General features: G+C 53.4%; 4 protein-coding genes. All 4 read right to left on the bottom strand.

Translation table 11 applies throughout. From position 1 onward, the window contains the following. Positions 1-94 precede the first annotated feature (94 nt). Positions 95-6,229: an AAA family ATPase gene (locus tag ACO6UX_RS18535; protein WP_422449857.1), complete on the bottom strand. Its 6,135-nt coding sequence runs from the start codon at positions 6,227-6,229 to the stop codon at positions 95-97. A gap of 611 nt (positions 6,230-6,840) precedes the next feature. Next, complete coding sequence (locus ACO6UX_RS18530; protein ID WP_422449856.1) at positions 6,841-13,290, bottom strand: AAA family ATPase; 6,450 nt, start codon at positions 13,288-13,290, stop codon at positions 6,841-6,843. 90 nt (positions 13,291-13,380) lie between these two features. Next, entirely contained in the window at positions 13,381-19,668 is a 6,288-nt protein-coding gene (locus ACO6UX_RS18525) for a transglutaminase domain-containing protein (protein ID WP_422449855.1), read from the bottom strand. Between the two features lie 230 nt (positions 19,669-19,898). After that, positions 19,899-26,216 carry a transglutaminase domain-containing protein gene (locus tag ACO6UX_RS18520; RefSeq protein ID WP_422449854.1) on the bottom strand — a complete coding sequence of 2,106 codons (6,318 nt, stop codon included), beginning with the start codon at positions 26,214-26,216 and terminating at the stop codon, positions 19,899-19,901. Between the last annotated feature and the right edge of the window lie 33 nt (positions 26,217-26,249).

Raw genomic sequence — 26,249 nt, 5'->3', positions numbered from 1 at the left:
CTGTCATGAGTCAACTTTGGTCTTTTAGTAGATTGCTCGTTAGTAAAACAAGGATTCATTTTTAATCTCGTTAAATTTCCGGAGAGAAGGAATTTTAATATCTGCTTAAAATGGTTGCGTCATGTTCATTGATCAAGCGTTTTATGGTTCCCAGCGAATCCTCACAATCCAGGGCAATACCCGGAGTAAAAATCCCACTGCCGATCAGGTTGAAATTTTGCCCTGCCGCACTTTCAAAGATGGTTACCCGGTCGCGGAAATTGCCAACGATCAAGACCCGGAATCTTTTCAGGTCTTCACATATTACCGGGGTATATATGTCAGCAGAGCGTTGATCGCCGATCAGACGAATTAACTGCCGGTTATTTTCTGCATCATCGATGTGATCATCAAGGGTACTCATGATCTGGGGCACAGGGAGTTCCTTAAGAAAGGCTGAGCCGGTCAGTTTATTGGTGCTTTGCCGGAGAGTGTCCCACGCCCTTTCGATCAAAAACTGGGCGGCCACTATCAGGGTATTGGTTTCCTGGTAATAGGTTGATTTTTCCGGGAAACAGGGCTGACCACGGATCAGTCGGGCAATATCCGGTTTGCCCCGGGAAGCATGACTCCAATAAACTTCGGTAGCCGCCACCTGTGGCAATTGTTTCCCGGGGCACAGCAGGGGAAAATTGCCGACCTCCGGACTGTCGCGGACATTTTTCAGATAGACTTTATCGATGGACTCAACCTGGAACAGGCGCTGGCTTATTCGTTGAGCCATGCCATTATGATCAAAATTGAACCGGATAATGGTCTGCAGGCTTTGCACAGGCAGGACGGGAAAATCATTCGGGCTTTGCAAATACAGTTGCCAGGCAAACTCCGACCACTCACAGAAAGGATGCTTTAGGGGAGACGTAAATTGGGTTGACCAGATGAGCATACAGTGGCTCCAGTCGATAATGGCTTTTTTTTCCGGGGGGGCCAGGGTGGAAAAATGGTCAATGGCATGTCGGGCCGCCAACAAATACTGTTCCGGTACCCAATGGACGACAATCTGAAATGCAAAGATACCGTTATGAGATTTGCAACCTGGCGACACTGGTTTAGATCGACTTGATGATACCTCCCTGCCTATGGGGATAGGGCGAAAGTTTTTCCGGAACGTTTCCAGAAAGGTGTCCTGGATTTGTTTTATCGCCTCTTGGGGTAATTCAGATTGAGTACACTTGTGTTGCTTGAGCAAAGAAGTGGCCAGTGACGATATCCCGTTCCAGCCATCAGCGGCTCCGTCCTGAGCGTAACGCGAATTGACGGGGCCCACTGGCGCTGACTTGAAAATATTGTGCCATTCCGGCTCTGATGAATAACTGTAAGTGGAGCTGCCAGCGCCCCCTAAATCACAAAGTCGCCACCCATTGCAGGATCTGACCTCAACGAAAGCATGTGAGCCCGAATTTACTATACGGGCTTCAATACCCCAGTAAAGACAGAGTAATTGAAACAGAAACCCACGATGGCGGCAGGTTCCCTGTTGTTCCTGCAACAGTTGCTTAACCAGGCTGATGCCGGTTTCGTCAAAAGGACGATCGTAAGAAAATGCCCTGAACCAATCGACAAGGGCCAGTAGCCGTTCGGACAAATTCTCTAACTGCCCTATTTCCCGCAACTTCCGGTACCCCGGAGCCGGGTATTCGCTGAACACCTCCTGATCCAGATGTACTTTGATCAGGGGCGGGCAACGCAGGGGCTGTGTGTTGATGGGATCATCAGCCGTTAACGGCTGAAAATAAGTCAGGTCGGGCTTAATAATAAAATCCACCGTCACCGGTTTCGTGAGTCCGGAACGAAGAAAGTATTGGTCGGTGCTCTTATCCCGTGCCAGCTGCGTCTGTTTCGGAATGGATCTCAGACCGGTCAACACGTCGTTGGGGGTCAGCGATGGCAATCGTTGCCAATTGCTGCCCGGTTTCAGTGTCATGCGCCCGGGGGTTTCGCCGGTTTTCAGATAGGTTCGCCCGGTTAACAGGGGCAAAAGATTGCTCTGCTCCACGGGGTGTATAGGCAACCGGCTTTGAACTAACTGCTTATCAGTGTTCACATCGGCTGTATACAGCTCCAGTCGATACAGATCGGGACTCCATTTACCGGGAAAAAACCGGGTAACCTGAAAGTTTCTGGATACACCAGGGGGCGAGCCCAAGCTGAAAATCTCCGGTGAATGAGTGTCCGGACCTCTGGAAGATCCCTTTCCATGAGTATAAGGCCACTGAAAGCTGTATTCACAGTACTTCAGATAGGGCCACCACTTCAGTGATAGATGTTTAGTCCACTGGTCCATGGCGATTTTGCCCAATTCATCGGCCGCCCGGAGCAGCTGCGACAACGTCAGTTCAAGGGGAATGCGTTGCTGTCGGAAATGATTATTGAGGGCACTGGCGCAATCGGTCAGCCACCGACTCAGATCCTCAGATACCCCCATGGCTTGCAGCCTGAGCCGGTAGTCATCCAGGGTATCATAGTGGATATGAACGCCGGTAAAGCGACTGGTCAATGACGGCGGGAATGCCGTCCGTCCGGGATAGGTGGGTGGATTAACAGTACCAATCAATTTGAACCCGGCCTTGTGAGGCAGCGGCAGGCGGTCATTGAGAAACTCTTCCAATAGCCCGGAAGGAATGATATTGAGCTCACTGACCACTAATACCTCACCCAGACGCCAGGCGCGGTTAAAGGCCTGCACAAACTGGTTAAACTGGTCCGGTGTCCCATTGAGATGCTGAAAGCCTTTACCGGTTTGCTGTTGCCAGGTGGTCAGGGTCAGCAGTAACAGGGCATCCTTACCCCACCCGGCAGTCCCTTCCACCACCATGGCAACTCTTCCCGGTTCCCTGAGTTGCAGAAATTGCCAGCAGGTTTTTATGTACTCTCTGGTGGCCGGAGTATCGATGACCAGTGGCGTCGATTGCTTTTTGTTCACCTGTGCCAACTGTCCGAAAAACTGTGTGAAGGCCCGCTGGTGCTGCTCCAGTAATGAACGGTCCACCTTACCGGAACTGTGCCAGTAATCCCTGAGCGCTTGCCATTCGGGGCGTTGGTCCCGATCGATCCGCCCCCCCAGACTTTGCCCGCACGCTTCGTCAGCCAGTGCCAACACCTGGGCCTGGCTGGTGGGACAGGGTGCATCCGCCGTGATCAGCCGGAACCGGGCCATGATGTCTTTCAGGTCCCTTGGCGTCAGCTCATAGTCTATGGATACCTGCTTTCTGTACTCTGCCAACAGGGAGAGGATGGTGTCGGAAGTGGTGGACCTCCGCTCCATGGGCCAGGTATCCGGCAGAAGTGGCTCAATGATGGCTTGTTGCAGAATGGACTCCGGCAGCGGCCGGTAATAGAGGCGCAGAATCCGGCGTTGCAATTCAGGGTCAAGATTCCGCCCCGGATAATTTTCCGGATTACCGGTCAACAAAACCCGGTGGTTATCTGTTAACTCGTAGGTCTGGCCATTGACGCAGAGCCGGGGAGACGATTGCAGCAAACCGGTCAGTGGTGACAATAGTCCGTGCTGCACCAGGTTGGCTTCATTAATAACCAGCAGGCCCGGGCGTCTTCTCCTGGCCCAATCCGTTATCTGCCCGGGTACCGAATGAGAGACCGTATTGCCCTGCCGGTCTCGTTTCAGGGAGACCGAACCGTACAGGTCTTCCCAGGTGGTGTTCGGTCCCAGGGTCAGGGTTTTCACTGTGTGCTGTTCAGGCTGTGGGCCAGCGGCAAGCCGGTTCATTGATGCCTGCCGCCGTTCCTGTAACGCTTGCCCGGTGGCGACGGCCAGGCAGGATTTACCGGTACCCGCCGGGCCATTGAGCTCAATGATCCTGTGCTGTCTGAGCATGGTCGTGAGCTGTTCAAGCCGCTTGCCCTGTTGCTGCTGATGGTGACAGCTGGCCTTGAGCCAATCTGAGGCCAGTGTCTGCAAGGAGGTTGTCAGCAGCGGTTCCGAAAAGGCGTGCTGAAGCGGCTGTTGCAGCTGCTCCAGTGGCTCAGACGGATGGCATTGGCTAATGGCGGTCAGTTGCTGGTTCAAGTCCCGGGCTTGCCGATGCACCGGGATACTCTGGCTGCCACAGACCCGCAGGGCGTCGTACAGCAGGCGCAGGCGATGGCCGGAATAGGGATGGATATTGTCGTTCAGTACCGGCAAAAGATCAGCCTCAATGCCCTGTTGAGGGAATATTGAGTGGATAATGGCGGCCATCTTCGCGGTGCAGCGGGGAGAAGGTTCGCCGAAAATATCAGGCAAATACTCGCCCAGTGCCGGTGCCATATAACGGGCCAATGGCCAGAAATGATCGGCCAGATCCTTTGGGTGCTTCAGGGCTGGCAGGGTGTTCAGGATGGCAGCAATGCCATCACGATCAACCCCTTCCATGGAATCCGGAAATATCCCACTGATCTGAGCTTTGACAAAACTGTAAATGGTTACATTACCCCGCACCGGATGGGCCAGTAACTTATTCAGGGCCTTACGCCAGTGAAAGGGCTCCAGAGTCCCGGCGCGATCCAGCCGCTGTTCAATGGGGAGCTGAGCCTCCAGCAGTTTCAGAAACTCAGCCGGTGCCTGAACCGGAATGACCGGATAACTTTTATCCGGGCTCTGGGGCAATGTCCGAATGCGAGACAAAAGACGGCCTAATGGCCCAATTGCATCGGGATGGCGGGACGAAAAGGGTTGGATCAAACCGGGGGCGGCCATAATGGATTCTGCCAAAATGGACTCAGCTTTACCGAGCTCAGCTGTTTCAGGCTCAACACTGTCAGCCTCTACACTGCCTGCTGAGCAATCACTCCGGGTATCCTGCTGCTGTTGCCAGCGCTGGAACCATCGACTCTGGTCAGGCAGTCGGTCAGCGGGCCAGATTATATGCAGCTGGCAGTGGGGCAGAGCTTTTTTCTGGCCGTAAATCCAGAGATAGGGCTCAGGTGCCAGTAGTGACTCCAGATGCCCTGCCAGGGTCGGGGTATGTTCCAGCCCGGACAGCACCACCGGTTCACCCTTAAGCAGTTGTGTCAATAACGGGGTTGCTCTCAGCTGGAAACGCAACTTGCCTGACATTTTCAGCTTGCTGGTAAACCAGAGCTCCTCCCATTGCTGACCGGTGGCCAGTCGGTAACAGTCGGATTGTGCCACAACATTGGCAGCGATATTGGCAACACTGCCGGTATACAGCCTGACAACACTGTCACCGGAGGGTTCTGGCAAAGTGCCTGTCACCAATCCGGGGGCGACAGGCAGTGATTCCGTCCGATGTTTCAGGATCAGCCATTGTTCATCGGTCAGTTCACCGCTGACCAGCAGCTGGTCAAATTCGCTGGCCATCTTATGAAAGGTATCGGTCTTTTGCAGGGTGTTTTCCTGTGCGGACAGATCACTGAAGACCGCGTCGAAATTGTGGGTATTGATAACCCCGCAGGTTTTACCGGGTAACACCGGTGTGTTGTTGACGGCTTGTTTGAATGCCGTGATATTCTCGGTCGGGGTGTGATATTGCTGCAAGACCAGCGACGCTGGCAGCTCCACCCGTTCACCATTGGCGATGAAGTAGCCTTGCTCAAGAATGTCCGACAAATGTTGCCAGAATGGGCTTTTGGCATCCGGCGGATCCACCAGGCAGATGGTCACAGGGTCAGGCTGGCTGCTGATCACTCCATTGCGAAAATACTGTTCTCCATGACTGTTGATGGCCAGGTTGCCAAACAGGCTGGCAAAGACATCCTGACCCGCACAGTGAATCAGCAAACTCCCCGGCTCTGGCGGCTCCGTGCGATGGCTTACCGACCGGGATGGCACAACGGCCCGGGGGTTAGAGGCTCGGACGGTTTCAAAATCGGTTCTCCTCAAGGCAAATACCCGACGCCAGAAATCTGGTCCGGGAGCGTCAGGCTTGTATATTAAATCGTCCTTAACCAGAACAATCCGGCTGACTGCCTTGCTGATGGGGGGGCCATCCAGCCGGGGTGGATTCTCCAACAGCTCATTCAATGAGGCCAGCTGTCTGGGCCTGAGATTGTCACAATCGAAAACCAGGGTGATGGGCACTGACTGATAGATAAGCCCGGGACGCTCGATTTTTTGTCCGGGAGCGGGATAATAGTGCAGCCTTCTTAACGGGTGATGATCCAGGTCGTTCGGATGCCGGATAATAAAAAAAAAACCGATGCCTGTCGCTTCCCGAAAGAGACGGATCAACTCCTCCTTCCTTTCATTCCCACGAAAGGAACCGCAAAAATGAAATTCATCACCAATCGGTGATACCGACTGCTTCAGTTGGCTGATGCAATCTGTGATGGTCGTGACGTTACGGATTGGGCTGGAATGCGCACTATCTGATGATGCCTGTTGGACTAAATATGACTGCTCATTTTTGACGGACAAAACCCCGGTTTCTGGTGTTTTTTTAGGGATTTTACTGGACTGTGAAGGATCGCCTGTAGAACTTGCCAACCTTTTTTGAGCGGTTACAACAGAATGATCACTTGGCTGAATAGGAAGCATGAAAATAGTACTTTTCTGATAGTAATTGTGGTCGGTCAGTCAAGTTAGATGATGTAAACCGGCAAAAGTTCCTCCCTGCAATACCGCGGCTGATCATAGGAGTACCCTGATACGCTAGTACATAGTTTCAATGAGTTTGACGTGTACGATCTCCGTTCACCCTGAGCGGAGTCGAAGGGTGCTTGGCACGATCTATCAGAGTCCGGAGTTTCCGCCTTTAGGCCCTATGGGTCCTTCGACAGCCTCAGGGCGAACGGAGTGCGGAGGCACGACAACCCGTCAAACTCATTGAAACCATGTACTAGCTAATTCCCGCTTAAAATAGTTGCATCATGTTCATTGAGCAGGCGTTTTATGGTTCCCAGCGACTCCCGGCAATCCAGGGCAATACCCGGAGAAAAAATCCCACTGCCGATCAGGTTGAAGTTTTGCCCTGCCGGACTTTCAAAGATGATTCCCCGGTTTTCACGGAAGTTGCCAACGATCAAGACCCGGAATCTTTGCAGGTCATTACATATCACCGGGGTATATATTTCAGCAGAGCGTTTATCGCCGATCAGGCGATTTAACTGCCGGTTAATTTCTGCATCATCGATGTGATCCTCTAAAATTTTGTTGGTCTGGGGCTCAGGGAGTTCCTCAAGAAAGGCGGCACCGGTCAGTTTATTGGTGCTTTGCCGGAGGGTCTCCCACGCCCTGTCGATCAAAAACTGGGCGGCCAATATCAGGGTATTGGTTTCCTGGTAGGAGGTTGATTTTTCCGGGAAACAGGGCTCACCACGGATCAGTCGGGCAATATCCGGTTTGCCCCGGGAGGCATGACTCCAATAAACCTCGGTAGCCGCCACCTGTGGCAATTGTTCCCAGGGGGGCAGCAGCGAAAAATTGCGAACCCCCAGACTGTTGCAGACATTTTTCAGATAAATTTTATTGATGGACTCAACCCGAAACAGGCGCTGGCTTATTCGTTGAGCCATGCCATTATGATCAAAATTGAACCGGATAATGGTCTGCAGGCTTTGCACAGGCAGGACGGGAAAATCATTCGGGCTTTGCAAATACAGTTGCCAGGCAAACTCCGACCACTGACAGAAGAGATGCTTTTTGGGAGACTGATAGTCGATTGACCAGATGAGCATACAGTGGCTCCAGTCGATAATGGCTTTTTTTTCCGGTGGAGCCAGGGTGGAAAAATGGTCAATGGCATGTCGGGCCGCCTGTAAATATTGTGTCGGCACCCAATGGTAGGCAATCAGGAATGCATCGATATTACCTTCGCAATCTGGCGATATTGGGTAAGTTCGATCTGATAATAACCCCCTGTTCATGGGGATGGGGCGGAAATTTTTCCGGAACGTTTCCAGAAAGGTGTCCTGGATAGGTTTTATCACCTCTTGGGGTAATTCAGATCTAACACACTGCCATTGCTGGAGCAGAGAAGTGGCCAGTGACAATATCCTGTTCCAGCCATCAGCGGCTCCGTCCTGTCCGCAAGATGAATTGACTGGCTGCACTGGGGCTGACTGGTAAAGATTGTGCCATGTCGGCTCTGATGAGTAACTGATACTGGAGCTGCCAGCGCCCCATAAATCACAAAGTCGCCACCCATTGCGGGATCTGACCTCAACGAAAGCATGTGATTTCGATTTTACTATTCGGGCTTCAATACCCCAGTAAAGACAGAGTAATTGAAACAGAAACGCACGGTGGCGGCAGGTTCCCTGTTGTTCCTGCAACAATTGCTTGACCAGACTGATGCCGGTTTCGTCAAAAGTACGATCGTAAGAAAAATCTCTGAACCAATCGACCAGCGCCAGCAGCCGTCCAGCCAGATTGCTTATCAGCCCAATTTCCCGCAACTTCCGGTATCCCGGAAAGTGAACAGGATCCCCGCTGAAAACCTCCTGATCCAGATGTACTTTGATCAGGGGAGGGCATCGCCAGGGCTGAGTGTTGATGGGATCATCAGCCGTTAACGGCTGAAAGTAAGTCCGGTCGGGTTTAATAATAAAATCTACCGTCTCCGGTTCCGTGAGTTCGGAACGCAGATAGTATTGGCCTGTGTGCCTATCCTGTGCCAGCCTGGTCTGTTGCGGAATGGATCTCAGACCGGTCAAACGGTCGTTGGGAGTCAGCGATGGCAATCGTTGCCAATTGCGGCCCGGTTCCAGTGTCATGCGCCCGGGGGTTTCATCGGTTTTCAGATCGGTACGCCCGGTTAACAGGGGCAAAAGATTACTCTGATCCACGAGGTGTCTTGGCAACAGGCCGATAACTAAATTCTGATCAGTGGTCACATCGGCTGTGAGCAGTTTTAGTCGATACAGCTTGGCATGCCATTTAACGGGAAAAAACCGGGTAACCTGAAATTTTCTGGACGCACCCGGGGGCCTGCCCAGACTGAAAGCCTTCGGTGATTTTTTGGCCGAACCTCTGGAAGATCCCTTTTCTGATGACTGTACAAGAATATAGGGCCACTTAAATTCCCATGAACTTTTTTCCAGATAGGGTTCCCACTCCCAGCTCAGAACATCAGGCCACCAAACCATGGGGATTCTGCCCAATCGCTCGGCCGCCAGCAGCAGCTGCGGCAACGTCAGTTCAAGGGGAATGCGTCGCTGTCGGAAATGATTATTGAGGGCACTGGCGCAATCGGTCAGCCACCGACTCAGATCCTCAGATACCCCCATGGCTTGCAGCCTGAGCCGGTAGTCATCCCGGGTATCATGGTGGATATGAACGCCGGTAAATCGACTGGTCAATGACGGCGGGAATGCCGTCCGTCCGGGATAGGTGGGCGGATTAACGGTACCAATCAATTTGAACCCATCCTTGTGAGGCAGCGGCAGGCGGTCATTGAGAAACTCTTCCAATAGCCCGGAAGGAATGATATTGAGCTCACTGACCACCAGCACCTCACCCAGACGCCAGGCCCGGTTAAAAGCCTGCACAAACTGGTTAAACTGGTCCGGTGTCCCATTGAGATGCTGAAAGCCTTTACCGGTTTGCTGTTGCCAGGTGGTCAGGGTCAGCAGTAACAGGGCATCCTTACCCCACCCGGCAGTCCCTTCCACCACCATGGCAACTCTTCCCGGTTCCCTGAGTTGCAGAAATTGCCAGCAGGTTTTTATGTACTCTCTGGTGGCCGGAGTATCGATGACCAGTGGCGTCGATTGCTTTTTGTTCACCTGTGCCAACTGTCCGAAAAACTGTGTGAAGGCCCGCTGGTGCTGCTCCAGCAATGAACGGTCCACCTTACCGGAACTGTGCCAGTAATCCCTGAGTGCCTGCCATTCGGGGCGTTGGTCCCGATCGATCCGCCCACCCAGACTTTGCCCGCACGCTTCGTCAGCCAGTGCCAACACCTGGGCCTGGCTGGTGGGACAGGGTGCATCCGCCGTGATCAGCCGGAACCGGGCCATGATGTCTTTCAGGTCCCTTGGCGTCAGCTCATAGTCTGTGGATACCTGTTTTCTGTACTTTGCCAGCAGGGAGAGGATGGTGTCGGAAGTGGTGGACCTCAGCTCCATGGGCCAGGTATCCGGCAGAAGTGGCTCAATGATGGCTTGTTGCAGAATGGACTCCGGCAGCGGCCGGTAATACAGGCGCAGAATCCGGCGTTGCAATTCAGGGTCAAGATTCCGCCCCGGATAATTTTCCGGATTACCGGTCAACAAAACCCGGTGGTTATCTGTGAGCTCGAACGTCTGGCCATTGACGCAGAGCCGGGGAGACGATTGCAGCAAACCGGTCAGTGGTGACAATAGTCCGTGCTGCACCAGGTTGGCTTCATTAATAACCAGCAGGCCCGGGCGTCTTCTCCTGGCCCAATCCGTTATCTGCCCGGGTACCGAATGAGAGACCGTATTGCCCTGCCGGTCTCGTTTCAGGGAGACCGAACCGTACAGGTCTTCCCAGGTGGTGTTCGGTCCCAGGGTCAGGGTTTTCACTGTGTGCGGGTCAGGCTGTGGGCCAGCGGCAAGCCGGTTCATTGATGCCTGCCGCCGTTCCTGTAACGCTTGCCCGGTGGCGACGGCCAGGCAGGATTTACCGGTACCCGCCGGGCCATTGAGCTCAATGATCCTGTGCTGCCTGAGCATGGTCGTGAGCTGTTCAAGCCGCTTGCCCTGTTGCTGCTGATGATGACAGCTGGCCTGCAGCCAATCTGAGGCCAGTGTCTGCAAGGAGGTTGTCAGCAGCGGTTCCGAAAAGGCGTGCTGAAGCGGCTGTTGCAGCTGTTCCAGTGGCTCAGACGGATGGCATTGGGTAATGGCGGTCAGTTGCTGGTTCAAGTCCCGGGCTTGCCGATGCACCGGGATACTCTGGCTGCCACAGACCCGCAGGGCATCGTACAGCAGACGCAGGCGATGGCCGGAACAGGGATGGATATTGTCGTCCAGTACCGGCAAAAGATCAGCCTCAATGCCCTGTTGAGGGAATATTGAGTGGATAATGGCGGCCATCTTTGCGGTGCAGCGGGGAGAAGGTTCGCCGAAAATATCAGGCAAATACTCGCCCAGTGCCGGTGCCATATAACGGGCCAATGGCCAGAAATGATCTACCAGATCCTTTGGGTGCTTCAGGGCTGGCAGGGTGTCCAGGATGGCAGCAATGCCATCACGATCAACCTCTGCCATGGAATCCTGAAATATCCCACTGATCTGAGCTTTGACAAAACTATAAATGGTTTCATTACCCCGCACCGGATGGGCCAGTAACTTATTCAGGGCCTTACGCCAGTGAAAGGGCTCCAGAGTCCCGGCGCGATCCAGCCGCTGTTCAATGGGGAGCTGAGCCTCCAGCAGTTTCAGAAACTCAGCCGGTGCCTGAACCGGAATGACCGGATAACTTTTATCCGGGCTCTGGGGCAATGTCCGAATGCGAGACAAAAGACGGCCTAATGGCCCAATTGCATCGGGATGGCGGGACGAAAAGGGTTGGATCAAACCGGGGGCGGCCATAATGGATTCTGCCAAAATGGACTCAGCTTTACCGAGCTCAGCTGTTTCAGGCTCAACACTGTCAGCCTCTACACTGCCTGCTGAGCAATCACTCCGGGTATCCTGCTGCTGTTGCCAGCGCTGGAACCATCGACTCTGGTCAGGCAGTCGGTCAGCGGGCCAGATTATATGCAGCTGGCAGTGGGGCAGAGCTTTTTTCTGGCCGTAAATCCAGAGATAGGGCTCAGGTGCCAGTAGTGACTCCAGATGCCCTGCCAGGGTCGGGGTATGTTCCAGCCCGGACAGCACCACCGGTTCACCCTTAAGCAGTTGTGTCAATAACGGGGTTGCTCTCAGCTGGAAACGCAACTTGCCTGACATTTTCAGCTTGCTGGTAAACCAGAGCTCCTCCCATTGCTGACCGGTGGCCAGTCGGTAACAGTCGGATTGTGCCACAACATTGGCAGCGATATTGGCAACACTGCCGGTATACAGCCTGACAACACTGTCACCGGAGGGTTCTGGCAAAGTGCCTGTCACCAATCCGGGGGCGACAGGCAGTGATTCCGTCCGATGTTTCAGGATCAGCCATTGTTCATCGGTCAGTTCACCGCTGACCAGCAGCTGGTCAAATTCGCTGGCCATCTTATGAAAGGTATCGGTCTTTTGCAGGGTGTTTTCCTGTGCGGACAGATCACTGAAGACCGCGTCGAAATTGTGGGTATTGATAACCCCGCAGGTTTTACCGGGTAACACCGGTGTGTTGTTGACGGCTTGTTTGAATGCCGTGATATTCTCGGTCGGGGTGTGATATTGCTGCAAGACCAGCGACGCTGGCAGCTCCACCCGTTCACCATTGGCGATGAAGTAGCCTTGCTCAAGAATGTCCGACAAATGTTGCCAGAATGGGCTTTTGGCATCCGGCGGATCCACCAGGCAGATGGTCACAGGGTCAGGCTGGCTGCTGATCACTCCATTGCGAAAATACTGTTCTCCATGACTGTTGATGGCCAGGTTGCCAAACAGGCTGGCAAAGACATCCTGACCCGCACAGTGAATCAGCAAACTCCCCGGCTCTGGCGGCTCCGTGCGCTGGCTTACTGACCAGGATGGCACCGCGGCCGGGGTGACATTGAAGGTTGCTGAAGAGTATCTGTCCCGGGCAAATATCCGACGCCAGAAATCCGGTCCGGGAGCATCAGGCTGATTTATTAAATCGTTTTTGGCCAGAACAACCCGGCTGACTGTCGTGCTGATGGGGATGCCATCCAGCCGGGGTGGATTCTCCAACAGCTCATTCAATGAGGCCAGCTGTCTGGGCCTGAGGTTGTCACAATCGAAAATCAGGGTGATGGGCACTGACTGATAAATAAGCCCGGGACGCTCGGTTTTTTGTCCGGGAGCTGGATAATAGTGCAGCCTTCTTAACGGGTGATGATCCAGGTCGTCCGGATGCCGGATAATAAAAAGGAACCCGGTGCCTGTCCTTTGCCGATACCAATGGATCAACACCTCCTTCCCAGCCTTATCATTTTCAGAGTCGAAAAAATGAAACGCATCGCCTACCGGTGATGCCGATTGTTTCAGATGGCTGATGCAATCTGTGATGGGCGTGATGTTACGGATTGGGCTGGAATGCGCACTATCTGCTAATGCCTGTTGGACTAAATATGACTGCTCATTTTTGACGGGCAAAACCTCAGTTACGAGCATTTTTTTACGGATTTTACTGGGCTGTGGAGGATCGCCTGTAGAATTTGCCAGCCTTTTTTGTGCTTTTACAACAGGATGATCACCGGGCTGAATAGGAAGCATGAAAATAGTACTTTTCTGATAGTAATTGCGGTCCGTCAGTCAATTTGGATGGTGTAAACCGGCAAAAGTTCCTTTGTACTAAGACTCATCTCAATACCCGCCTAAAATAGTTGCATCATGCTCATTGAGCAGTCGTTTCACGGTTCCCAGCGACTCCCGGCAATCCAGGGTAAGACCCGGAGAAAAAATCCCGCTGCCGATCAGGTCGAAACTTTGTCCTGCCGAACTTTCAAAGATGGTTACCCGTTCACGGAAGTTGCCAACGATCAGGACCCGGAATCTTTTCAGGTCTTTACATATCACCGGGGTATATATTTCCGCAGAGCGTTGATCACTGATCAGGCGAATTAACTGTCGGTTATTTTCTGCATCATTGATGTGATCCCCTAAGTTCCCCATGCTCGGGGGCTCAGGGAACTCCTCAATAAACGCTGCTCCGGTCAGTTTGTTGGTGCTTCGCAGGAGGGTGTACAACGCCCTGTCGATCAAAAACCGGGCAGACAGTATCAGGGTATTGGTTTCCTGATAGTACGTTGATTTTTGCGGAAAACAGGGCTCACCACGGATCAGTCGGGCAATATCCGGTTTGCCCCGGGAGGCATGACTCCAAAAAACTTCGGTAGCCGCCACCTGTGGCAATTTTTCCCAGGAGTACAGCAGGGAAAAATGGTCGGCCTCCGGACTGTCGTGGACATTTTTCAGATAGACTTTATCGATGGACTCAAGCCGGAACAGGCGCTGGTATATTCGTTGAGCGATGCCATTATGATCAAAATTTAACCGGATAATGGTCTGCAGGCTTTGCACAGGCAGGACGGGAAAATCATTCGGGCTTTGCAAATACAGTTGCCAGGCAAACTCCGACCACTCACAGAAAAGACGTCTTTCGGGAGACCGCTCATCGGTTGACCTGATGAGCATACAGTGGCTCCAATCGATAATGGCTTTTTTTTCCGGGGGGGCCAGGGTGGCAAAATGGTCAATGGCATGTCGGGCCGCCAGCAAATATTGTTCCGATACCCAATCACAGGCAATTTCCATGGCAAAGACATAACGTTCGCGGCTTGGTGATATTTTGTAAGTTCGTTCTGATAGTAAATCCCTGAACATGGGGATAGGGCGGAAATTTTTTCGGAACTTTTCCAGAAAGGTGTCCTGGATTTGTTTTATCGCCTCTTGGGGTAATTCAGATTGAGTACACTTGTGTTGCTGGAGCAGAGAAGCGGCCAGTGACAATATCCCCTTCCAGCCATCAGCGGCTCCGTCCTGAGCGTAAGGCGAATTGACGGGTGCCACTGGCGCTGACTTGAAAATATTGTGCCATTCCGGCTCTGATGAATAACTGAAAGTGGAGCTGCCAGCGCCCCCTAAATCACAAAGTCGCCACCCATTGCCGGATCTGACCTCAACGAAAGCATGTGAGCCCGATCGTACTATACGGGCTTCAATACCCCAGTAAAGACAGAGTAATTGAAACAGAAACCCACGATGGCGGCAGGTTCCCTGTTGTTCCTGCAACAATTGCTTGGCCAGGTTGATGCCGGTTTCGTCAAAAGGACGATCGTAAGAAAATGCCCTGAACCAATCGACAAGGGCCAGTAGCCGTTCGGACAGATTGTCTATCTGCCCTATTTCCCGCAACTTCCGGTATCCCGGAAAGTGAGCAGGATCCCCGCTGAACACCTCCTGATCCAGATGCACTTTGATCAGCGGAGGGCACCGCAGGGGCTGTGTGTTAATGGGATCATTAGCCGTTAACGGCTGAAAATAAGTCAGATCGGGCTTAATAATAAAATCCACCGTCACCGGTTCCGAGAGTCCGGAACGAAGAAAGTATTGGTCGGTGCTCCTATCCAGTGCCAGCTGCGTCTGTTTCGGAATGGACCTCAAACCGGTCAACCGGTCGTTGGGGGTCAGCGATGGCAATAATTGCCAATTGTGGCCCGGTTTCAGTGTCATGCGCCCGGGGGTTTCGCCGGTTTTCAGATAGGTTCGCCCGGTTAACAGGGGCAAAAGCTTGCTCTGATCCATGAGACGCATTGGTAAAGGGCTTTCAACTAATGTCTGGTCAGTGGTCACATCGGCTGTGAACAGCTTCAGTCTGTACAGATGGGGATCCCATTTACCGGGAAAAAACCGGGTTGCATGAAAGTTGCCAGACACACCAGGGAGCAGGCCCAGACTGAAAGCCTGCGGTAATACAGTGGCCGAGCTGCTGGAAGATCCCTTTTCTGATGACTGTACAAGAATATAGGGCCACTTAAATGTGCTTGTACGCTTTTCCAGATAGGGTTGCCACTCCCGGCTCAGACCCTCAGGCCAGCAATCCATGGAGGTTCTGCCCAATCGATCGGCCGCCAGCAGCAGCTGCGGCAACGTCAGTTCAAGGGGAATGCGTTGCTGTCGGAAATCATCGTTAAGGGCACTGGCGCAATCGGTCAGCCACCGACTCAGATCCTCAGATACCCCAATGGCTTGTAGCCTGAGCCGATAGTCATCCCGGGTATCATGGTGGATATGAACGCCGGTAAATCGGCTGGTCAATGATGGCGGGAATGCCGTCCGTCCGGGATAGGTGGGCGGATTAACGGTACCAATCAATTTGAACCCGGCCTTGTGAGGCAGCGGCAGGCGGTCATTGAGAAACTCTTCCAATGGCCCGGAAGGAATAATATTGAGTTCACTGACCACCAGCACCTCACCCAGACGCCAGGCGCGGTTAAAGGCCTGCACAAACTGGTTAAACTGGTCCGGAGCTCCATTGAGGTGCTGATAGCCTCTACCGGTTTGCTGTTGCCAGGTGGTCAGGGTCAGCAGTAACAGGGCATCCTTACCCCACCCGGCAATACCTTCCACCACCATGGCAACTCTTCCCGGTTCCCTGAGTTGCAGAAATTGCCAACAGGTTTTTATGTACTCTCTGGTGGCCGGAGTATCGATGACCAGTGGCGTCGATTGCTTTTTGTTCACCTGTGCCAACTGTCCGAAAAACTGTGTGAAGGCCCGCTGGTGCTGGTCCAGCAATGAAGGGTCCACCTTGCCGGAACTGTGCCGGTAATCCCTGAGTGCTTGCCATTCGGGGCGTTGGTCCGGATCGATCCGCCCACCCAGACTTTGCCCGCACGCTTCGTCAGCCAGTGCCAACATCTGGGCCTGGCTGGTGGGACAGGGTGCATCCGCCGTGATCAGCCGGAACCGGGCCATGATGTCTTTCAGGTCCCTTGGCGTCAGCTCATAGTCTGTGGATACCTGTTTTCTGTACTCTGCCAATAGGGAAAGGATGGTGTCCGAAGCGGTGGACCTCAGCTCCAAGGGCCAGGTATCCGGCAGGAGTGGCTCAATGATGGCTTGTTGCAGAACGGACTCCGGCAGCGGCCGGTAATAGAGGCGCAGAATCCGGCGTTGCAATTCAGGGTCAAGATTCCGCCCCGGATAATTTCCCGGATTACCGGTCAACAAAACCCGGTGGTTATCTGTGAGCTCGAACGTCTGGCCATTGACGCAGAGCCGGGCAGGCGATTGCAGCAAACCGGTCAGTGGTGACAATAGTCCGTGCTGCACCAGGTTGGCTTCATTAATAACCAGCAGGCCCGGCTCGGAACCTTTGGCCCACTCCGTTATCTGGCCGGGTACCGAATGAGAGACCGTATTGCCCTGCCGGTCTCGTTTCAGGGAGACCGAACCGTACAGGTCTTCCCAGGTGGTGTTTGGTCCCAGGGTCAGGGTTTTCACTGTGTGCGGGTCAGGCTGTAGGCCAGCGGCAAGCCGGTTCATTGATGCCTGCCGCCGTTCCTGTAACGCTTGCCCGGTGGCGACGGCCAGACAGGATTTACCGGTACCCGCCGGGCCATTGAGTTCAATGATCCTGTGCTGTCTGAGCATGGTGGTGAGCTGTTCAAGCCGCTTGCCCTGTTGCTGCTGATGATGACAGCTGGCCTTCAGCCAATCTGAGGCCAGTGTCTGCAAAGAGGTTGTCAGCCCCGGAAAGGCGTGCTGAAGCGGCTGTTGCAGCTGCTCCAGTGGCGCAGACGGATGGCATTGGCTAATGGCGGTCAGTTGCTGGTTCAAGTCCCGGGCTTGCCGATGCACCGGAATACTCTGGCTGCCACAGACCCGCAGGGCATCGTACAGCAGACGCAGCCGTTGGCCGGAACAGGGATGAATATTGTCGTTCAGTACCGGCAACAGATCAGCCTCAATGCCCTGTTGAGGGAATATTGAGTGGATAATGGCGGCCATCTTCGCGGTGCAGCGCAGAGAAGGTTTGCTGAAGGTAGCGGGCAAATACTCGCCCAGTGCCGGTGCCATATAACGGGCCAATGGCCAGAAATGATCGGCCAGATCCTTTGGGTGCTTCAGGGCTGGCAGGGTGTTCAGGATGGCAGCAATGCCATCACGATCAACCTCTGCCATGGAATCCGGAAATATCCCACTGATCTGAGCTTTGACATAACTGTAAATGGTTGTATTACCCCGCACCGGATGGGCCAGTAACTTATTCAGGGCCTTACGCCAGTGGAAGGGCTCCAGAATCTCGGCGCGATCCAGCCGCTGTTCAATGGGGAGCTGAGCCTCCAGCAGTTTCAGAAACTCAGCCGGTGCCTGAACCGGAATGACCGGATAACTTTCATCCGGGCTCTGGGGCAATGTCTGAATGCGCGACCAAAGACTGCATAATGGCCCGATTGCATCGGGATGGCGGGACGAAAGGGATTTGGGGGCGGCCATAATGGATTCTGCCAAAATGGACTCAGCTTTACCGAGCTCAGCTATTTCAGGATCAAAGCTGTCAGCCTCAACACTGCCTGCTGACCGATCACTCCGGGCATCCTGCTGCTGTTGCCAGCGCTGAAACCATGGACCCTGGTCAGGCAGTCGGTCAGTGGGCCAGACTATATGCAGCTGGCAGTGGGGCAGAGCTTTTTTCTGGCCGTAAATCCAGAGATAGGGCTCAGGTGACAGTAGTGACTCCAGATGCCCTGCCAGGGTCGGGGTATGTTCCAGCCCGGACAGCACCACTGGTTTACCCTTAAGGAGTTGTGTCAATAACGGGGTTTCTCTCAGCTGGAAATTCAACTTGCCTGACAGTTTCAGCTTGCTGGTAAACCAGAGCTCCTCCCATTGCTGCCCGGTGGCCAGTTGATAACAATGTGCAGCAACATTATTGGCAACACGGCCGGTATACAGCCTGACAACGCTGTCACCGAAAGGCTCTGGCAAAGTGCCTGTCACCAATCCGGGGGCGACAGGCAGTGATTCCGTCCGATGTTTCAGGATCAGCCATTGTTCATTGGTCAGCTCACCGCTGATCAGCAGCTGGTCAAATTCGCTGGCCATCTTATGAAAGGTATCGGTCTTTTGCAGGGTGTTTTCCTGTGCGGACAGGTCACTGAAGACCGCGCTGAAATTATGGGTATTAATAACCCCGCAGGTTTTACCGGGTAACACCGGTGTGTTGTTGACGGCTTGTTTGAATGCCGTGATATTCTCGGTCGGGGTGTGATATTGCTGCAAGACCAGCGACGCTGGCAGCTCCACCCGTTCACCATTGGCGATGAAGTAGCCTTGCTCAAGAATGTCCGACAAATGTTGCCAGAATGGGCTTTTGGCATCCGGTGGGTCCACCAGGCAGATGGTCACAGGGTCAGGCTGGCTGCTGATCACTCCATTGCGAAAATACTGTTCTCCATGACTGTTGATGGCCAGGTTGCCAAACAGGCTGGCAAAGACATCCTGACCCGCACAGTGAATCAGCAAACTCCCCGGCTCTGGCGGCTCCGTGCGCTGGCTTACTGACCAGGATGGCACAGCGGTCGGGGTGACATTGAAGGTTGCTGAAGAGTATTTGTCCCGGGCAAATATCCGACGCCAGAAATCCGGTCCGGGAGCATCCGGCTGGTATATTAAATCATTTTTGGCCAGAACAACCCGGCTGACTGTCGTGCTGATAGGGATGCCATCCAGCCGGGGAGGATTCTCCAACAGCTCATTCAATGAGGCCAGCTGTCTGGGCCTGAGGTTGTCACAATCGAAAATCAGGGTAATGGGCACTGACTGATAAATAAGCCCGGGACACTCGTTTTTTTGTCCGGGAGTTGGATAATAGTGCAGCCTTCTTAACGGGTGATGATCCAGGTCGTTCGGATGCCGGATCATAAAAAGAAACCCGGCGTCTGTCTTTTGCCGATAGAAACGGATCAGTTCATCCTTTGCATCAATGGATTCAAAAAAATGAAACGCATCACCAACCGGCGATGCCGATTGCTTCAGGTGGCTGATGCAATCTGTGATGGGCGTGACGTTTCGGATTGGGCTGTTATGTGCACTCTTCGCTGACACTTGTTGGGTAACATGCAGCTGCTCATTTTTGACCGACAAGACTGCTGTTACTCGTGTTTTTTTATCGGTGTTACCGGGCCGTAAAGAATCGTCTGGGGAATTTGCCAAACTTTTTTGAGCGGGGTGATTGGCGGGTTGCTTGTGCACATTAACTACGGCACCAGGCTGAACAGGAAACATGAAAATAGTACTTTTCTGATAGTAATTGCGATCCGTCAGCCTACTTAGATGGTGTAAAACGGGAAAAGTTCCTCCCTGATTGGGTACTGTTATTTGCGGTTAAAAAGAGTGTTGGCATCAGGCTCATTGATTAAGCGTTTTATTTTTCTCAGTGACTCCTGGCAATCCAGAGCAATACCCGGAGAAAAAATCCCACTGCCGATCAAGTTAAAATTTTGCCCTGCCGGACTTTCAAAGATGGTGACCTGGTCACAGAAGTTGCCGACGATTAACACCCGGAATTTTTCCAGGTCTTTGCATATCACCGGGGTATATATTTCAGCAGAGCGTTGATCGCTGATCAGGCGAATTAACTGCCGGTTCTGTTCTGCATGATCAATGTAATCAATTAAGAATGTGCCAGGTTGGTAAGGGAGTTCATCACGAAACAGTGCCCCGGTCTGTCGATTGGTGGCCAGTTTGAGGGCATCCAACGCCCTGTCGATCAAAAACTGACTGGACAGCATCAGGGTGTTGGTCTCCAGGTAACAGGTTGATTTCTCCGGAAAACAGGGCTCACCACGGATCAGTCGGGCAAGATCCAGTCTGCCCCGGGAGGAATGGCTCCAATAAACATCGGTGACAGCCATCTGAGGCAATGTTTCCCAGTCATACAGCAGAGAAAAGTTGTCGGCCTCCGGACTGTCCCTGACATTTTTCAGCCAGGTTCTGTCGATGGACTCTACCCGGAACAGGCGCTGGTCCAGTCTTTGCGCCGTACCATCATGATCAAGATTGAACCGGGTCACGGCCTGCAGGCTTTGAACAGGCAGAACGGGAAAGTCATTCGGGCTGTGCAGATACAGTTGCCAGGCAAACTCCGACCACCGACAGAAATCATGCTGTTTTGGCGATTGATAATTTTTTGACCAGATGAGCATACAGTGGCTCCAGTCAATAATGGCTTTCCTTTCAGGAGGAGCAAGGGTATCAAAATGGTCAATGGCGTGTCTGGCTGCCTGCAGATACTGTTCCGGTGCCAGATGGTAGGCAATATCAAATGCGGTGATAAGAGGTCTGTGTTCTGACGAACTATTGTAACGTCGGGCTGACAAGTGCCTGCTCATGGGGATAGGGCGGAAATTTTTCCGGAACTCTTCCAGAACAGCATCTTTGACAAGGCTATTGGCCTCTTGAGGCAGTGCGAATTTAGAACATTGCCATTGCTGGCACAGGGAGATGACCAGTGACAGGAGCCGGTTCCAGCCGGAGGCATGACTGCCTGTAGCTTGTCCGACAGTTGGCTTGACTGGCGGCGTCGGCACTGATACGTAGATACCCACCCATTTCGGCTCAGGTAAGAATGTGACAATGCTTTCGATGCCCCATAAATCGCAAAGTCGCCACCCATTGCAGGATCTGACCTCAACAAAATCATGTGATTCCGATTTTACTATCCGGGCTTCGATACCCCAGTAAAGACAGAGTAATTGAAACAGAAATGCACGGTGGTGACAGCTGCCCTGCTGCTCCTGCAACAATCGCTTGACCAGGCTGATGCCGGTTTCGACAAAGTTATGCTCGTAAGAAAACGCTCTGAACCAATCAATCAGGGCCAGCAGCCGTTCGGACAGATTCCTTATCTGCCCTATTTCCCGCAACTTCCGATAGCCCGGAAAGTGCCCTGGTTGCTGGCTGAAAACCTCCTGATCCAGATGTACTTTGATCAGGGATGGGCATCGCCGGGGTTGCGTTTCGATGGGATCGGCCGACGTTAACGGCTTAAAGTACTTCGGATCGGGTTTGATAATAAAGCCCACAGCCACCGGTTCGGTTAACCGGGAACGGATAAAGTACTGGCCAGTCTGGTTGTCCTGTGCCAGCTCCAGTGCCTCTGCCGGGATGGTGTGCAGACCGGTTAAACGGTCTGCGGCCGTCAGTGATGGCAATGGCTGCCATTCGCTGCCCGGTTTCAGTATCAGGCGTCCGGTGGTTTCATCGCTTTTCAGATGACTGCGCCCGGCTAACATTGGCAAAAGAAAACTCTGATCGACAGGACGCTCTGGCAACGGGCTTCGCACTAAATTCTGATCAGTGGTCACACTGACGGTGAACAGCTCCAGTCGATACAGCGCGCAATCCCACTGACCAGGAAAAAACCGGGTTACATAATATTCGTTAGACACTTCAGGGGGAATTCCCAGGCTGAAAGTCTTCGGTGATGCCGAACCTCTGGAAGATTCTTTTTCTGCTGACTGGCCGGGAATAGAGGGCCATTCAAATTTAGGCTGGCAGCTGTCCAAATAGGGTCGCCACTCCCGGCGCAGATACTCAGGCAACTGCCCCATAGAGATGCGGGTCAATCGATCGGCGACCTGAAGCAGCTGCGGCAGCGTCAGCTCAAGGGTAAGGCGTTGCTGCCGGAGATTGTCATTGATGCCATGGGCGCAAGCGGTCAGCCACCGACTCAGTTCCTCTGATACCCCCATGGCTTGCAGCCTGAGCCGGTAGTCATCCCGGGTATCATGGTGGATATGAACGCCGGTAAATCGACTGGTCAATGACGGCGGGAATGCCGTCCGTCCGGGATAGGTGGGCGGATTAACGGTACCAATCAATTTGAACCCATCCTTGTGAGGCAGCGGCAGGCGGTCATTGAGAAACTCTTCCAATGGCCCGGAAGGAATAATATTGAGTTCACTGACCACCAGCACCTCACCCAGACGCCAGGCACGGTTAAAAGCCTGCACGAACTGGTTAAACCGGTCTGGTGTCCCATTGAGGTGCTGATAGCCTTTACCGGTTTGCTGTTGCCAGGTGGTCAGGGTCAGCAGTAACAGGGCATCCTTACCCCACCCGGCAGCCCCTTCCACCACCATGGCAACCCTTCCCGGCTCCCTGAGTTGCAGAAATTGCCAGCAGGTTTTTATGTAGTCTCTGGTGGCCGGAGTATTGATGACCAAAGGCTTCGGTCGCTTTTGATTCACCACTGTCAATTGGCTGAAAAACTGCTGGAAAGCCTGCTGGTGTCGGTCAAGCACCTGATCGTCAGCCTGGCCACCGCTGCACCAGTAAGCTCTGAGCGCTTGCCATTCCGATCGCCGGTCCTGGTCGATCCGCCCGCCCAGACTTTGCCGACACGCTTCGGCAGCCAGTGCGAATATTTGTTCATTGCTGGTGGGGCAGGGTGTACCAACAGTGATCATTCTGAACCGGGCCATGATGTCGTTCAGATCCCTTGGTGTCAGCTCGTAGTCTTTGGATAACAGTTTTTTATACTCAGCGAGCAGAGACAGAATGGTGGCCGACGCGGTGGATCTCACTTCCATGGGCCAGCCATCCGGCATAAGTGGTGCAATGATGGCTTCTTTCAGGATGGACTGGGGCAGTGGCCGGTAATAGAGGTTCAGAATCCGGCTTTTCAATTCAGGATCCAGATGCCGCCCCGGATAATTCTCTGGATTACCGGTGAGCAAAACCCGGTGTTTTTCTGTCAGCCCGATCGTCTGGCCATTGACGCAGAGCCTGGGAGGCGATTCCAGCAGACCACTCAGCGGCGACAATAGCCCTTGCGGCACCAGGTTGGCTTCATTAATAACCAGCAGGCCCGGTTCGGAACTTTTGGCCCAATCCGTTAGCTGGCCGGGTAGCGAATGAGAAGCCAGGTGCCCCAACCAGTTTTTCTTCAGGGTCATGGAGCCGTACAGATACTCCCATGTGGTGTTTGGTCCCAGAGTCAGTGTTGTCACTGCCTGTTGGCCAAGCTTTGCGCCAATGGCCGCAACGAGCCAATGCTTTGATGCGTGTTGCAGTTTCTGCATTGCCTGCCCGGTGGCAACGGCCAGACAGGATTTACCGGTACCCGCCGGACCGGTCAGCTCAATAATTTTATGCTTATCGAGCATGGCAATCAGCTGCTCCAGCCGCCTGGCCTGTTGCTGTTTATGACCATGGCTGGCCTGTAGCCACTCCGTGGCCAGTGTTGACAACGAGGTTGTCAGCAGCTGTTCAGGAAAGTAGCGCAGCAGCTGCTGGTGCAGATGCTGCTGTAGCTGCGGGGTTGGCTCAGACGGATGACACTGGGTAATGGCTGACAGTTGATGGTTCAGGACCATGGCTTGCTGATGCACCGGGAGCCCCCGGTGGTGGCTGTCTCTGGCAAAGGCCAGCAGGGCATCGTAAAGCAGGCGCAGACGATGGCCGTGACAGGGTTGGATGTTGCCATCCCGCACCGACAAATGATGTGCCTTGACGCCCTCTTCAGTGAATATTGCTTTGATAACGGCAGCCATCCTGACGATACAGCCATGGACAGGGCGTTCTTGTAAAGTAGCAGGCAGGCAGTCGGCCAGTGCAGGGGCCATATAACGGGCTAACGGCCAGAAATTAGCTAACAGGTCCCGTGGGCCCTGCTGGGCAGGCATGGTTTCCAGGATGGCAGCAATGCCATCCCGATCAACCCCTGCCATGTGATCCGGAAACTGGGCGCTGATCTGTGCTTTGACAAAACTGTAAATAACAAAATCACCGCGCACGGGATGGGCCAGTAACTTATTCAGGGCCTTGCGCCAGTGGAAGAGGTCCAGAGTCTCGGCACGATCCAGACGCTGTTCAATGTGGAGCTGAGCCTCAAGCAGTGCCAGGAACTCAGAAGGTGCCTGAACCGGAATGACCGGGTAGCTTTTGTTCGGGCTCAGGGGCAAGAGCCGAATGCTCTTCAGAAGACGGCTTAATCGCTCCTTAGCCCCAGGATGGCCGGCGATAATGGATTGGGCGGGTTCGGCACGGCTGGTTGACTGACTATCCCCGACATCCTGTTGCTGCCAACGCTGGTACCAGAAACTCTGGTCCAGTAAACGGTGACCGGGCCAGACAATATGGAGCTGACAATTGGGCAGAGCAATTTTCTGGCCGTAAATCCAGAGATAGGGCTCAGGTGCCAGCAATGACTCCAGGTGCCCTGCCAGAACCGGGGTATGTTCCAGTCCGGTCAGCACCACCGGTTCACCCGCAAGGAGCCTGAGCAATAAGGGGGAATGACTCAGCCGGAAACTCAACTTACCGGAAAGTTTCAGTTTGCTGGTAAACCACAGCTCCTCCCATTGCTGCCCTTTGGCCAGGTGATAGCGGTGGGCGTTGCTGGCAATATGGGCAACATTGCCGGTATACAGCCGGACAACACCGTCACCGGAGGGCTTTGGCAAAGCGCCGGTCACCAACCTGGGGGGAACAGGCAGTGATTCCGCCCGTTGTTTCAGGACCCGCCATTGCTGATCGGTCAACTCACCGGTAATGAACAGCTGGTCAAATTCACTGGCCACCTTCTGAAAGGTATCGGTTTGTTGCAGCGTGTTTTCCTGTGCGGACAGATCACTGAAGATCGCGTCGAAATTATGGGTATTGATAATCCCACAGCTTTTTTCGGGTAACACCGGTGTGCTGGTTACTGCTTGTTTGAATGCCCGGATATGGGCTGTCGGGGTGTGATATTGCTGCAAAACCAGCGATGCTGGCAGCTTCACCCGTTCACCATTGGCGATGAAGTAGCCTTGCTCAAGAATGTCAGACAAATACTGCCAGAATCGGCTCCCGGCATCCGGAGGGTCCACCAGACAGAGGGTGACAGGTTCTGGCTGGCTGTCGATCATCCCTTTGCGGAAATACTGTTCTCCCGCACGATTGATGGTCAGGTTGCCAAACAGGCGGGCAAAGATATCCTGACCAGCACAGTGAATCTGCAAACTCCCGGGCTCTGGCGGCTCGGTGCGATGGCTTACGGACCGAACAATGGCCTCATGGTTGGGACAAGGGGAGTTGACGGGTGCTGAAGAAGGTCCATTCAAGGCAAATATCCGACGCCAGAAATCCGGACCAGGAGCGTCAGGCTGGCGTATTAAACGTGCTTTAGCCAGAACAACCCGGCTGACTGTTGTGCTGATGGGCCTGCCATCCAGCCGGGGTGGGTTCTCCAACAGCTCATTCAATGAGGCCAGCTGTCTGGGTCTGAGGTTGTCACAATCAAAAATCAGAGTGATGGGCAACGACTGATAAATAAGCCCGGGATGTTCGGTTTTTCTTCCGGGAACAGGGTAATAGTGCAGCCTTCTTAATGGGTGATGATCCAGGTCGTCCGGATGCCGGATAACAAAAAGAAACCCGTTGCCGGTCTTTTGCCGATAGAAACGGATCAATTCATCCTTCTTGTCCCCGGAGTCGAATAAATGAAACGCGTCGCCAACCGGCGGTGCCGATTGCTTCAGGTAGCGGACACAATCAGTGATGGGCGTGACATTACGTATTTCACTGAACTGTGGAAGATTGTCTGTAGAATTTGCCAGCCTTTTTTGAGCAGTTACTACAGAATGATCACTGGCTGGCGAATGGTAATTTTGCTCATAACCCGCAGCACCGGGATGAATAGTAAACATATAAATAGTTAGTTTTTATGTTAGTAAGTCCGA

Source organism: Endozoicomonas sp. ALB091, from assembly GCF_049310265.1.
Taxonomy (GTDB): Bacteria; Pseudomonadota; Gammaproteobacteria; order Pseudomonadales; family Endozoicomonadaceae; genus Endozoicomonas.
The sequence above is the reverse complement of the archived record's forward strand: the minus strand, read 5'-3'. Positions and strand labels throughout refer to the sequence as shown.

Coding starts and splice junctions, on each gene's coding strand:
- ACO6UX_RS18530 (WP_422449856.1), bottom strand. CDS start 13,290: ATGCTTCCTATTCAGCCCGGTGATCATCCTGTTGTAAAAGCACAAAAA.
- ACO6UX_RS18520 (WP_422449854.1), bottom strand. CDS start 26,216: ATGTTTACTATTCATCCCGGTGCTGCGGGTTATGAGCAAAATTACCAT.